Source organism: Mesobacillus boroniphilus, assembly GCF_018424685.1.
In the GTDB taxonomy this organism is placed as follows: Bacteria; Bacillota; Bacilli; order Bacillales; family Cytobacillaceae; genus Mesobacillus; species Mesobacillus boroniphilus_A.
Genome location: NZ_QTKX01000002.1, coordinates 530175 through 543877 on the forward strand (window position 1 = coordinate 530175; position 13703 = coordinate 543877).

At 45.0% G+C, this 13703-nt stretch carries 11 protein-coding genes and 1 other annotated feature; of the genes, 2 read left to right on the plus strand and 9 right to left on the minus strand.

Annotated elements, in window-relative coordinates; translation table 11 throughout:
* Positions 1-48: 48 nt before the first annotated feature.
* The 4 genes from DYI25_RS15390 to DYI25_RS15405 form a co-directional block, all read right to left on the minus strand.
* Complete coding sequence (locus tag DYI25_RS15390; protein WP_213370457.1) at positions 49-1176, minus strand: Ger(x)C family spore germination protein; 1128 nt, start codon at positions 1174-1176, stop codon at positions 49-51.
* Positions 1157-2284 carry a GerAB/ArcD/ProY family transporter gene (locus DYI25_RS15395; protein ID WP_213370459.1) on the minus strand — a complete coding sequence of 376 codons (1128 nt, stop codon included), beginning with the start codon at positions 2282-2284 and terminating at the stop codon, positions 1157-1159. Before DYI25_RS15395 ends, DYI25_RS15390 begins: the two co-directional genes overlap by 20 nt.
* A 16-nt stretch (positions 2285-2300) precedes the next feature.
* A complete protein-coding gene (locus DYI25_RS15400) occupies positions 2301-3809 on the minus strand; it encodes a spore germination protein (RefSeq protein WP_249745469.1) in 1509 nt (502 codons plus the stop codon).
* 129 nt (positions 3810-3938) lie between these two features.
* Positions 3939-5276, minus strand: coding sequence for a sodium-dependent transporter (locus DYI25_RS15405; RefSeq protein ID WP_213370463.1), 1338 nt, complete (start codon positions 5274-5276; stop codon positions 3939-3941).
* 86 nt (positions 5277-5362) lie between these two features.
* Positions 5363-5599: a binding site (T-box leader), on the minus strand.
* Between the two features lie 111 nt (positions 5600-5710).
* Between DYI25_RS15405 and iadA the strand changes: the two genes are divergently transcribed.
* Positions 5711-6880, plus strand: coding sequence for a beta-aspartyl-peptidase (iadA, locus tag DYI25_RS15410; RefSeq protein WP_213370465.1), 1170 nt, complete (start codon positions 5711-5713; stop codon positions 6878-6880).
* A gap of 288 nt (positions 6881-7168) precedes the next feature.
* Here iadA and chrA read toward each other — a convergent pair whose 3' ends face one another.
* The 4 genes from chrA to DYI25_RS15430 are packed head-to-tail and all read right to left on the minus strand — an operon-like array spanning position 7169 to position 10110.
* Complete coding sequence (gene chrA / locus DYI25_RS15415; RefSeq protein ID WP_213370467.1) at positions 7169-8362, minus strand: chromate efflux transporter; 1194 nt, start codon at positions 8360-8362, stop codon at positions 7169-7171.
* Entirely contained in the window at positions 8359-9153 is a 795-nt protein-coding gene (locus DYI25_RS15420; protein WP_213370469.1) for an ABC transporter permease, read from the minus strand. The genes chrA and DYI25_RS15420 overlap by 4 nt, the downstream gene beginning before the upstream one ends.
* Entirely contained in the window at positions 9153-9788 is a 636-nt protein-coding gene (locus DYI25_RS15425) for an ABC transporter ATP-binding protein (RefSeq protein ID WP_213370471.1), read from the minus strand. The genes DYI25_RS15420 and DYI25_RS15425 overlap by 1 nt, the downstream gene beginning before the upstream one ends.
* 13 nt (positions 9789-9801) lie before the next feature.
* Complete coding sequence (locus DYI25_RS15430; RefSeq protein WP_213370473.1) at positions 9802-10110, minus strand: PadR family transcriptional regulator; 309 nt, start codon at positions 10108-10110, stop codon at positions 9802-9804.
* A 253-nt stretch (positions 10111-10363) separates the two neighbouring features.
* Between DYI25_RS15430 and DYI25_RS15435 the strand changes: the two genes are divergently transcribed.
* Entirely contained in the window at positions 10364-10990 is a 627-nt protein-coding gene (locus DYI25_RS15435) for a nitrite reductase (protein WP_213370475.1), read from the plus strand.
* 1148 nt (positions 10991-12138) lie between these two features.
* Here DYI25_RS15435 and DYI25_RS15440 read toward each other — a convergent pair.
* On the minus strand, positions 12139-13668 hold the full coding sequence (locus DYI25_RS15440) for a multicopper oxidase family protein (protein WP_249745470.1): 1530 nt from the start codon (positions 13666-13668) through the stop codon (positions 12139-12141).
* Positions 13669-13703 lie beyond the last annotated feature (35 nt).

The window sequence follows — 13703 nt, forward strand, 5'->3', positions numbered from 1 at the left end:
AGCGGGAGCCTTATTAAAGGCCTCCCGCTTTTTGTCTTTCCGGAACTTCTACTCCACAACCCCGGTCCTAACAATCTCCAAGTCAACCTTCACATTGACCTTGCTATCGGGATACATCTCGTGCCATTTCTCGGTCGTTAAATTTGACCCTCTGACGCTTTTGCGATAAATTTCTCCGAGTCCGAATGGGTCTGAACCTAGTTCTTTTGCTTTTGTGATGAAGTCTCCTAAGTCTTTTTCGATTTTTTCGCTAAGTTTTTTGTCAATCTGCTTTAGATTGGCAGGGTTCTTGAGGTCGACCGCCTGGTTGATTTCCAATAGCCTCGTGTTCAGTTTAATTTTCAATTCAAATTCAAGCTTCTCTTTGTTAGTGAGGGTGATCTCACTATTGCTTCTAATCGTATCCAAAACGACAACTACTGCCTCAGAGCCTTCCGGTTCCTGAAGATATTGTAATCCCTCATTGCTGAGTGACATTTCAATCGAACCAGCTGTATAGCGGTCATTGATCAATTTTAAATAAAAGGAATCTTTGATATTGATTTTACCGACCATCTTGTCACTTTTAATCAGTGCCATTCCAGCGATTTCAATTTCCCCGTTGCTCGCTTTTAAAATAGGCATAGATGGGTCGATGCCATCAGAATAGTAATCATGCATGACTTCCTGCAGGGTTGCTGAAGGGATGTTTTCTCCTTTGATGTTCTGGTCCAATTCCTTATAAATTAGCTGGCTGATATCAGAAAATTTTCTGTTCTCTAGATTTAGCAGGTCATTCACACTGCCTTCTACAACGGCTAAATAAGTAAGATCGCTGATGGAAGGGTCTCGTGCAAGGGTATCAGCCAGATTGACAAGCCCTTTCCTGACGACTTCTTCACTGAAAAGGGCCACCCGGAGCTGCCCTGATTGCAATTTCTTAGGGCTCTTCATGTCTGCCTTTATTCTTGCCCCTTTAGAGGTATCTGCTTTAGTAGTAAGAATCACGAAATTCTGTGGGGCTTCCGGATCGATTTGCAGCAGCACCATTGTTGTTAAAACCTTTCCATCCTCCGCCACATCATAACCAATCGTTGTAATCAAACCCATTCGCTCAAGAGTCTTGGGTTCGGCACAGCCTGTGAACAGGATGGCCACGAGGAACAAAGCCGTCAGCCTAGTGATGGTTTTTTGCATTCGTACCACCCTTTTTCTTGAAAAATTTCTTCTTAACTAAAACAGCGGCGTAAAGGAGGAAGGGATACCCAAAGATGACATAAAATGCTCCTTTGGCAAAGTAATCATTCATCATGTTGATTTCGGTCCTGGTCATAGGATAGATCAAGCTTAAATAGATAATCCCCATCAGGACCCATCCGACTTTTTTCTCCTTTTTATTTAGCATTCTTGCCACTCCGCGTGTTGCTGCCCACAGGTACAGCATGAGATTAGGGAGAATAATCAAGATCCAGAATGTGATCGCTACATATTCAAATCGTTCAATAAAAGGGAAGCGGACGATTTTAAAAAGCGACAGAGTTCCCCAGATGGTTCGTTCAAGCTGGCCGCCGCTGAAATAAGCAAGGGAGATGACCATAACCGCAAGGTACAAGATGGTGGTGAATAGCAGGCCTAATTGCAAATGCTTATGGACCTTCTCTTTTTCTTTTAAAAAAGGAAAAATCACCAGGATGATTTCAAACCCGATTACCGTAAAGGTCATTTGTTTGGCTCCCATTACTATTTCTGTAAGGTTGGACTCAAATAAGGGAAATAAATAATCCCAATTGGCAAACTGAAATGGATATGCGAGCATGAGAATCAGCCACAAGGATAGAACCACGCTGAAGAAGCTGACGCCGACAATTGTCCGCAGCCCGCCGTTCAGTCCGTAATACACAAGAAAGACAAGCGTAAAGGCCAGCAGCCAGTTGGGAACCTCTGGGAAAATCCACGCCTGGATGACTTCAATATAGTTGCGGACAATGATATGAAAGGCGCCAAGAAAGTATAAGACGAATAGGATATTCAAAAAATTCCCGATCCATCTCCCTAACACATCATACTGAATCCCAAAAAGGTCTGAGGATTCATAGGCAGCCATTATTTTAACCATGACAAAGCCAACAACAGCGCTGAAAATACCGCCGAGGATAACGGAAATCCAGGCGTCATGCTTTGCTTCAAGGTAGATAATCCTTTGGAAGCCCTGGATTCCTACCCCTATCTGCATGGAATGGACAATAAAAATCAGCAGGAAAGTATTGACCATTGTATGAGGTTTTGGCTCAATTAACACCTTCATTTGTAACACCACAACTTTACTTTTTATCAGATTTGCGAGCGTCGTATTTCTGTTTGTCCTCTGGCCTTGACTGTGCTGGTCTTGTATTTGTCCAACCAATAGGCAGACGGACAATGCTGTCCCGCCAATCGGCAAACCGCGGTGGATAAAATGGCGCCAAAAAAGGGCTTCCCAAGCTGGATTGTCTGAGTAGGTGAATCAAAAGGAAACAGAAGCCGACCATAAGTCCATAAAAACCCCAAAATCCTGCAAGGGCAATTAACGGGAAGCGCAGAATCCTGATGACATTGCCCATCATATAATTTGGAGTCGTAAAAGAAGCAAGTGCACTTACGGCGATGATGATAATCAAGATGTTACTGGTGAAGCCAGCGTCAACTGCAGCGGTTCCAACCACTATACCGCCTACGATACCCATCGTTTGGCCGACTTTTGTAGGCAAGCGGGCTCCAGCTTCCCTCAAGAGCTCAATCATCGTCTCTAACAACAATGCCTCAATGATAGGAGGGAAGGGAACCTTTGACCTTGATTCACCCAAAGGGATGAGCAATGTCTGAGGGATGATTTCGTAATGGAACGTTAATGAGGCAACATAAATCGGCGTAAAAAAAATGGACACAACCATCGAAAAAATCCTCAATCCGCGAAGGAAGGTAGCGATTTGCCAGCGTACACTCTGATCTTCCATGCTTTGGAAAAATTCAATGAAAGAATGGGGCGCCCCTATGACTTGTACACTTCCGTCTACGAGGACAACCAGTTTTCCATTGAGCAGCCATGCACAGGCACGGTCTGGCCTTTCTGTCATCAGCATTTGCGGAAAAATGGCCAGTGAATTATCCTCGATCAACTGGACCAGGATCGAACTATCAAGAATGCTGTCAATTTGAATGTTCTTGATTCTTTCCCGCATCCTGTCAACCATCTCTTCATCAGCAAGTCCTTTCATATAGAGAAGTGACACCCCAGAACGTGTTTGTTTTCCTACTGTGAAGCTTTCATTGCAAACATTCGGGTTGGTTAAATACCTTCGGATAAGGGAAATGTTCGTCGCCATGCTCTCATTGAAGGCGATTTGCGGCCCTAAAACCTGTGACTCATTTTCCGGGCGTGTCAATGATCGGTTTTCCTGGGTACCAACCATTGCGCTGATGATGACGGGGTGGCCTGGCGAATGAACCGCCACTGCTCCATGCAACATTGAATCAACCACATCATCTACATATTTATGTTTAGAGGTACTTGAAACTGTTATATGCTTAAATGCTTCGTCTGGGGATGCTTGAGCATCTTCGAGACGAGCGAGAACATCTTCATTCATCATCCTCTTATCTGTCAAAGTATCAAAGTAAATAAGTGTAAAGCCATTAGGGAGTTCCTTGATATTTAAATCCGCACTATCGTGAAGGCGCTCCTTCATTTTTTGGATGAAATCATCCTTATTTACAGGGATTAGCTCCTTGTCGTCGAGGTTTTTTTGATTCATCCTTTTGTCGACTTCGCCTTTCTTTTTCTTGAAGAACATCAAAAATCCCTCCGATGCAGTCATCTACTCAATATCTTCTGCCTTAATGGAAAAAATTATACGGATGATAGTTTTAGTGATTGCATGAAAAAGGGAGCTGACAAAAAAGTCAGCTCCCCATTTGAATAGTTATAAAACTCCCAATGAATCAAGAAACACTATAATAATGAAGACCGGCACGATGAATCTCATCACATTGTACCAGAGGTTAAAGAGAAGGCTGCCGCTTTTTGAGTGCTGCAGCAGCTCCTGGCGCAATACTTCCTTCTTGATTTTTAACGGAACAAATATCGAAATCAGCAGCACTCCGAGCGGCATCAGGATGTTGCTTACAAGGAAATCAGCTGTATCAAAAATATTCTTCCCAAAAATCGTTGCTTCCGCCATCGCCCCGAATGATAGGGCAGAAGGGATGCCAAGCAGGAAAATCAAGCCTCCTGCAATCCATGCAAATTGTGGCCGCTTTTTTTGGTTACCTTTTGCGAGTGTTGCTACAACAATCTCAAGCATTGAGAAGGCGGATGTCAGTGTCGCAAATAGGAATAATGCCAAAAACAGAAGCAGGAACAGCTCACCGAAAACCATTTGTTCAAAAACAGCAGGGAGGACAACAAACAGCAGTCCCGGACCTTCCGCTGGTTCAAATCCGAGCGAGAAAACAGCAGGGAAGATCGCCAGCCCGGCAAGCAGCGCGATAAATAAATTCATCCCTACAACCGACAGGGCGGGCTGGACGATGCTGCCTTTTTTCGGCAGGTACGAGCTGTATGTCACCATCACTGATACGCCGATGCTCAAAGAGAAGAAAGATTGCCCCATCGCGAACAAGATGCTTTCCGAAGTGATGCTTGAAAAATCAGGCTCGAGGAAAAACCTCACTCCATCAAGCGCGTTTTCAAGCGTCAATGAGCGAATGATCAAGATGATAAACAGAAGGAACAATGCCGGCATCAGCACTTTGCTCGCTTTTTCAATCCCGGATTGAATTCCTCTGGCCACAACAATAATCGTAATCAATAAGAAGGCAGCTTGTGCAGCGAGCACGCTCCATGCACTGCTGATCGTCTGTCCGAACAATTCCCCATAATTAGCTCCTTCTTCTATTACTCCGCCAGCCAGTCCTTTTACAAAATACAGGCTGATCCAGCCGCCGACAACACTGTAAAAGCTGAGCAGCACAAAGCTAGTGACGACACCGAGTATCCCAATCAAATACCATTTACTTTTAGGCGCGATTTCCAAATAGGCGCGGATCGCTTCCTTGCCAGTACTGCGACCGATGACAAACTCCGCAAGCAATAGTGGCAAGCCAATGAATAATGAAAACAAGATAAACATCAGGAAAAATGCCCCGCCGCCGCTGACGCCGGTTACATAAGGCAGCTTCCAGATTGCTCCTATGCCAATTGCCGAACCGGCAGCGGCAAGGATGAACCCAATTTTTGATGACCATTGTTCTTTCTCCATGTGTAGTCTCCCTTTTGCTCTCTATTTCAGCTGAAATGATTGATGTCCGGGCAAAATAAAAAGCCACGCCGCTATCCATCAATCTGGATAGGGACGTGGCTGAACACGCGGTACCACCCTATTTGGAAGCAACAAACGCTTCCCGCTCAAGTTTCATGATAACGGCAAAAAACCGCCCTATTAAGGATCTGTACAAAAATAGACCTTTATCAAGGGAAAGCTCCAAGAACGAAATTCACCTGGCCTTTGTATCAGTTTCCACCATCCACTGATTCTCTATTAACAGGGAGACCGGCTTAATAGACTCTCTTCAACGCTTCAACTTATTAAAATGTTTTTTGAAATTATAGTATGATAATAAAAAAGTGTCAAGTTATTCTGTCTATTTAATTTATAATAAGGATACATTGCTCGGAAAAAATGGAGGAATTCAAATGCTAACGCTGATAAAAAATGGAGAGGTTTTTGCCCCCGATTATCTTGGGAAAAAGGATCTTTTAATTGTGGATCAGAAAATTGGCTTCATAAAGGAGGAAATCGAGTTTCCTGAAAACTTCGTAGAAATAAAGGTCATTGATGCGACAGGGAAGAAGGTCGTACCGGGATTCATCGATTCCCACGTACACCTGATTGGCGGAGGCGGGGAAGGCGGGTTTCGCACGAGGACGCCAGAGATTCAACTGACTCAGGCTACGACTGCCGGAATTACGACTCTTGTCGGTGTGCTTGGCACAGATGGCACGACACGAACGATGCCAAGCCTGATTGCCAAGGCCCGCTCGCTTGAGGAAGAAGGGATTACCACCTATGTTCAGACAGGTTCCTATCAGGTCCCTGTTAAAACGCTTACCGGCAAAATTGAGGATGATATCATTTTAATCGATAAAATAATCGGCGCCGGTGAAATCGCGATAGCAGACCATCGTTCATCGCAGCCAACAGCCGAGGAATTGGCCAAAATCGCTTCGGATGCAAGGATTGGCGGTATGCTTTCCGGTAAAAGCGGCATCGTCAATATCCATGTCGGTGACAGTCTGGACCATTTGAAGCTGATCGAGCAGGTGGTTGAAAATACCGATATCCCGATCAGGCAATTTTACCCGACCCATATTAATCGCAATCCACATCTGTTTGAAGCCGGGATTGAATATGCGAAGAAGGGCGGATGGGTCGATTTCACAACCAGTTCCATTCCAAAGTTTTTAGAGGAAGGCGAAGTGAAATGCAGTGCCGCATTGAAAAGGGTGCTGGAGGCCGGAGTGGATATCAGCCAGATTACTTTTACTTCCGACGGACAGGCTAGCCTGCCAGATTTCGATGTAAATGGCGAATTGATCGGCCTGCAAATTGGCCAGGTTTCATCTTTGTACGATGCGGTTAAGGAAGCCATTTTAGCGGAGGGGATTCCGCTCGAAACGGCTATCCGTGTGATTACCGCAAATCCTGCTGCGGTTTTAAAGCTTTTGCAAAAAGGGCGGATTGAAACAGGGCGTGACGCAGACCTGGTGCTGCTAGATGAAAACCTGGAAATTGATACGGTCATCGCAATGGGCAAGGTTATGGTAGAAAATAGAGTTCCGTTGGTGAAAGGAACATTTGAATGATAAAAAGAACCTTGACCGTGAGTGGTCAAGGTTCTCTTTTACTCTGAACTATTATTTTTTGCTGGTATGTATGTTCCACTTGGTCGATATATTTGTAAAAGTGGTCGATATATTCGAAAAAGTGGTCGAAATAATAGAAAATCCGCCAATATATTCAAAAATGTGGTCGAATAAATCATATTTTCGCCAATAAAACCACTTTAGCGTGAATCTGAAACGAATTAAAAGTGCTTATTTAAATATTTACTGGTAAAACAGCAAAAAAACCAGACAAACGCCCGGTTTATTTTAAAAAATCATATACAAAACCAATCCCCCGACAGCTCCGGTAACAACGACAATCCATGGAGCAAGCTTCCAATACACGAGCATGCTGAACAGAACGGCGGCAAAGACGAAATCGATCGGTGCCAGAATGGAACTCGTCCAAATAGGATAGTAAAACGCCGCAATCAAAATCCCTACGACTGCTGCATTGACGCCCATCAAAGCTCGGCTGATTTTGCTGTTTCGTCTCAATGCATCCCAGAAAGGAAGCGTCCCAAGGATCAGCAGGAACGCCGGCAGGAAGATTGCAGCAGTCGCGAGCAAACCACCTTGCCAGCCATTGATGATCGCTCCGATATAAGCGGCGAACGTGAACAATGGGCCAGGAACCGCCTGGGCAGCGCCGTAACCTGCAAGGAAGGCTTCTTCACTCAGCCAGCCTGTTGGCACGAATTCACGCTCCAACAGCGGCAGGACAACATGGCCGCCGCCAAATACAAGCGAACCTGAGCGGTAAAAGCTGTCAAACATCGCAATCCAGTTCAATGAAGTCGCTTCTCGTAAAATAGGCAATAAGATCAGCAATCCGAAAAACAGTGCCAGGCTGACATATCCTACGCCTTTGGAAATCGAGAAAGTCATCCTTTTATCATCTGCGACAGTATGGGACCTGAATAAAACATATCCCAAAATTCCAGCGATAATAATGACACCGATTTGCGTGAACGCGGTTTGCCACAGCAAAGTTACTGCCAGCGCGACTAAAGCAATCGTCTTCCTCGGCAAATCTGGAGTCAGTTTTTGTGCCATTCCTAAAATAGCATGGGCAACAACAGCGACAGCAACGATTTTCAGCCCGTGAACCCAGCCTGCATCCCCGATATCGAAACCTTTCAGGATCATCGCAAATAAAATAAGTGCAAGAACAGAAGGCAGCGTAAAACCTAGAAAGGCAAACAATCCGCCCAGCAATCCGCCGCGCATCAGCCCTACACCGATACCGACCTGGCTGCTTGCGGGTCCGGGCAGGAACTGGCATAATGCCACCAAATCTGCATAACTTTCTTCATCCATCCACTTTCTGCGGCGGACATATTCCTCATGGAAATATCCAAGGTGGGCGACAGGGCCGCCAAAAGATGTCAGGCCGAGCCTGGTGGAAACCATCAATATCTCCAGCAATGATTGGAGCGTAATACTTTTTTTCTCTGTCATTTCTTTAACTCCTTCATAACTAATTGAAAACGCTCATTAAAAAAAGATTTATAGGCCATCTGCAAATACAAAATCACTGTCAGTGACACGCTTCCGACAATCCCGAGCATAATGGCAATCTGGTATTCAACGGCAACGATTGGGGAAGTGCCAGATAGTATTTGTCCCGTCATCATTCCTGGCAAGAATATGATTCCCATTCCGACCATCGAGTTAATCGTCGGCAGCATCGCTGAGTCAAATGCCTCGTTGACGACCTTTTTGGCGGCATCCTTTGGAGCGGCGCCAAGCATCAGGGCTCCTTCAATCTCAGCCCTGCGCGATGAAAATCCCGAGATCAAATGATTCACTCCTAGCGAAACACCGGTCATCGAATTCCCGATGATCATCCCGGCAATCGGGATGAAATAACGAGGCTCATACCATGGCGTGACATCCAGGACAACCAGAATGAAAAAGAATAAGCTCGTCAGGATGCCAATGGCCATTGCATAGGCGATGTGCTTTTTCATCCCGACGCCAAGCGGATGCTTCGTCCGTTTGTAGACATTATAGATCGCAAATATTTGCATGATGGCGATGATCACTAATGTATAAAAGGGATTCGGATTATCGAAAAGATAGACGAGCAGGTACCCGACCAGGACAAGCTGGAGGGACATCCGCACAGTTGCCAGGAGGATTTCTTTTTCCCGCGGAATCCTGCGAACCCTGACAATGACGATCAAAATCAGGATGAAGATATATGCTGCAGCAAGCTGTAAAAAGGATAGATCCATCACATCATCCATCAGCCCACCCCGCTTTCAATGGAATATTGCGACATGTCTATCGTATTCTCGGAGACAAGCTCGGCAAGCTCTCTCGAATGGGTGATCATGATGACTGTTTTTGCATTTTGCTTTGAATATTCATAAAACCTTGTTAACACAGTACGGGCTGTTTCCTCATCCAGCGCGGAGGTCGGCTCGTCCAGCAAAAATACTTCGGGATCAAGCAGCATGGTCCTTGCCCAGGAAAGCCGCTGCTTTTCGCCTCCGGATAAGTGTTCTGCATCTTCGCTGAGCTTTTTATCCAGCATAAACAGCTTTAACATCGATTCCATTTCAGGCACTTCAGCTGCTTTTTTTTCGGAAAAAGTAAGGCCGATTTGCAAATTATCTTCAATGCTGCCATCAAAGATGACTGGCGCCTGTGACAACATTACAACCGTTCTTCTGAGCTGTAGCGGTTCGATTTCATTGATGAGCTTGTTTTTGAAAAAAATCTCCCCTTCGTCAGGACTGGACAGATCATTCAAAAGCCTCAACAGCGTTGATTTGCCGCTTCCGCTTGGTCCAAGGATACAGGTAAATTGATTTTCCGGAATTTTCAGCTGCTCGATTTGTAAAATACCGTTCACTCTGACATTCTTCAATTCAAACATTCTATCCCTCCAATCAATCTTTGATTTCCTTGAATAGTTCATACGCCTTCAATTGGGCTTCCTCAAGCACGCTATTCCCTTTATCCGTTGTCCGATAGTATTTGCGGATTTTACCCTCGACATTTCTTTCTTCTTTTATAAGCAAGCCGTCTGATTCCATACTGTGCAGAATCGGATATAGAGTGCCAGCGCTCAAACTGTAGCCATGTTCTTTAAGCTCTTCCAGCATCCACAACCCAAAAATCGGCTGTTCCTTGGCGTGATGCAAAATATGTATCTGGATGAATCCGAGAAAAAGTTTCCTGAGAACTTTATCCTCCATGAAAAATTCCTTCTTTCTTTGATATCGAAACTCAATAACGAAACCCGATATCATTTTAGCGTATCTGAAAGATTATTCAACTATTTTTACTTTATGTTTGACATAGAAGAGGGGAACTCTGCAAAAATTTTGATAGGAATTTTATAGAAATGCCATTCGAGGGAAATCTGCACGAATTCTTCATTTTTTTACGATATGATAGAATTAATTTTGAATTTTCACGAAAATAAGGTGAAGGGAGACTATACTTAAATTGGAAGCGACAGAAAAGACAATAAAGCTGGCTGTTAATGGCGGCATAGATTTTGGCTCCAAGCTGAATGCCAAACAACTGCTCGTCCTGGCAAAATATCTGGAAGATGATCAGGAACTGGAGCTGACAACGTTTCAGCAACTGTATATCGAAATTCCGGAAAGTCGTAAAGATGAGGCAATAGCTGAATTTGAACAGGCTGGACTCAGCTGTTATCCAGTAGGGAGCTTTGTGAAAAGCCTCCGCACATGTAATTTTTGCAAAGGAGCGGAGGAGGAAGGTATGCCAGTGGCAATCGAACTCAACAAAAGGATTGCCGGCAAAGCTGTGCCTTTCACCCTCAAACCCGCCTATACCGGCTGCCCGGTTGGCTGCGGCGAACCACTGATCAACGACATCGGCATCATGAAAGTGAAGGACGGATACAATCTGTATGCGGGCGGAAAATCAAAGGGCCAGGACGCTGCGGCTGGCAGCTTGCTATTCGAACAGCTTAGCCCGGATGAACTCTATCAAAAGGTTGATAGGCTTATCGAAATATATAGCGAGCAAGGGAAAAAGCGTGAGCAAATGCATAAATTCATTAATCGCTTCGGAAAAGACGCGTTAATTGATCTATTAAATTAGGGGATATTAACATAAAAACTAGCATAGGCCATGAACCTATGCTTTTTTCATTGAAAAAAGAACCCATTTACAAAACCGGAGCTTAAATACGATTTCAGACCAGAGTTTCGCCTTTTCCTCATGATTTTGTCCGAAGTCAAGCCATGTTCGGACAAAGTCACAGCATTGCCTCTAGATTTTGTCCGAAGTGATGCCATGTTCGGACAAAGTCACAGCATTTCCTCTAGATTTTGTCCGAAGTCAAGCCATGTTCGGACAAAGTCACAGCATTTCCCTCTAGATTTTGTCCGAAGTCAAGCCATGTTCGGACAAAGTCACAGCACTTTCTCTAGATTTTGTCCGAAGTGATGCCATGTTCGGACAAAGTCACAGCACTTTCTCTAGATTTTGTCCGAAGTGATGCCGGGTTCGGACAAAGTCATAGCATTTCCTCTAGATTTTGTCCGAAGTCAAGCCATGTTCGGACAAAGTCACAGCATTTCCTCTAGATTTTGTCCGAAGTCAAGCCATGTTCGGACAAAGTCATAGCATTTCCTCTAGATTTTGTCCGAAGTGATGCCATGTTCGGACAAAGTAACAGCACTTTCTCTAGATTTTGTCCGAAGTCAAGCCATGTTCGGACAAAGTCACAGCATTGCCTCTAGATTTTGTCCGAAGTGATGCCATGTTCGGACAAAGTCATAGCATTTCCTCTAGATTTTGTCCGAAGTCAAGCCATGTTCGGACAAAGTCATAGCATTTCCTCTAGATTTTGTCCGAAGTCAAGCCATGTTCGGACAAAGTCACAGCACTTTCTCTAGATTTTGTCCGAAGTGATGCCATGTTCGGACAAAGTCACAGCATTGCCTCTAGATTTTGTCCGAAGTGATGCCATGTTCGGACAAAGTAACAGCACTTTCTCTAGATTTTGTCCGAAGTGATGCCATGTTCGGACAAAGTAACAGCATTACCTCTAGATTTTGTCCGAAGTGATGCCATGTTCGGACAAAGTCACAGCATTACCTCTAGATTTTGTCCGAAGTCAAGCTGTGTTCGGACAAAGTCACAGCATTACCTCTAGATTTTGTCCGAAGTCAAGCCATGTTCGGGCAAAGTCACAGCACTTTCTCTAGATTTTGTCCGAAGTGATACCGGCTTCGGACACGGATTTATTCTACATTAAACTGTCCCATCATCCCGGCATCCTCATGCTCAAGGATATGGCAGTGGTACATGAACAATCCTTTATGATCGAACGTGGCAATCGCACGTACTTTTTCACCTGGTGCGACCAAAATCGTATCCTTCCATCCGCGTTCGTTTGGCGGCGGCGGATTGCCATCCCGGTCGAGGATCAGGAATTGGGTACCGTGTCCGTGGAAGGGGTGAGCCATTCCCATGTTATTGCCCATCATTCCCATGCCTTCGTTCGAAATTTCCCATATCTCGGTATCATGAAGCTTGAGCTGCTCGTCAATCCGGTCCATGTCCATCTGTTTGCCATTGATAGTGACATTGCGGCCCATTCCAGACATGACAAACTCCCTGGTTCTTGCAGCCATTGATTCGTTCACTTCCGGAATGTCCACCAACTTGGAAGGGATTTCCTCAGGTCCTTTTTCTTCACCAGTAACGACGAATTTCATAAAAGAAGTGCCCTGGTCAGTCAGTTCGACCCTTTCACCCTCTTCATAATCGGAAAAATCTACAATCAATTCCGCTCGCTCTGCAGAACTTAAAATAAGGCTATTCAGCTTTACCGGTTCTTCCAGAAGTCCGCCATCTGTACCGATCTGGTAAAATTCCTGTCCATTGCTTAGTGCGAATTGATAGATTCGTGCATTCGAGCCGTTCAACAGCCTGAAGCGGACCTTGCCTTTTGGAACCTCGACATAAGGATTAATGGCTCCATTGACCATGATGGTGTCCCCCTGAAGGCCCATCATCACATCGTGCATGCTCAAATCATAATCAAACTGTCCATTTTCATCGAGCTGTTTATCCTGGACGACCAGCGGGATATCATTGACGCCATATTCATCTGGCAAGTCCAGTTTTTCGCTTTCTTCATCATCGATTAAAAATAAACCAGCAAGCCCTTTATAAACATGTTCTCCTGTTTCATGAAGCAGGTGGGGATGATACCATAATGTTGCGGCATTTTGTTCAATCGTGAACTGTGGATTCCAGGTTTTGCCTGGCTGGATTCCGGAATGAGGTCCGCCATCATCCTCGCCATCGACCTCTAGGCCATGCCAGTGTACCGTTGTGGCTTCATCAAGTTCATTTTTCACCTTAATGGAGACATCATCGCCCTTTTTGACGCGAATGACCGGCCCTAAATAATCCCCATTGTACCCAAACGTGTCTGTTTCTTTCCCTTCTAAAAACTCCATTGATCCTTTTTGCGATACAAGAGTGAACTCTGCTTTGTCTGGGTCAGGATTCTCGTCTTCAAGGATTGGCGGAATCGGAAGGGGCTTTTCTCCCTCGGTAAAAGAGTCGTTCTTCATATCCTCGACCGAGCCGGAACCTCCGCCCATCATGCCGCCATTTCCCATACCGCCGCCGTTCATCATGCCTCCGCCTTGGCCTGGCATATTGCCTCCTGTGCCGCCGCCCATCATCCTCATGAAAAGCCAGCCACCGCCTATGACTAAAACAAGAATGATAATTGCTGCAATTCCAACCTTTTTCATTTTGCGCCTCCTCTGATGTCTTTATTATTTTTCAC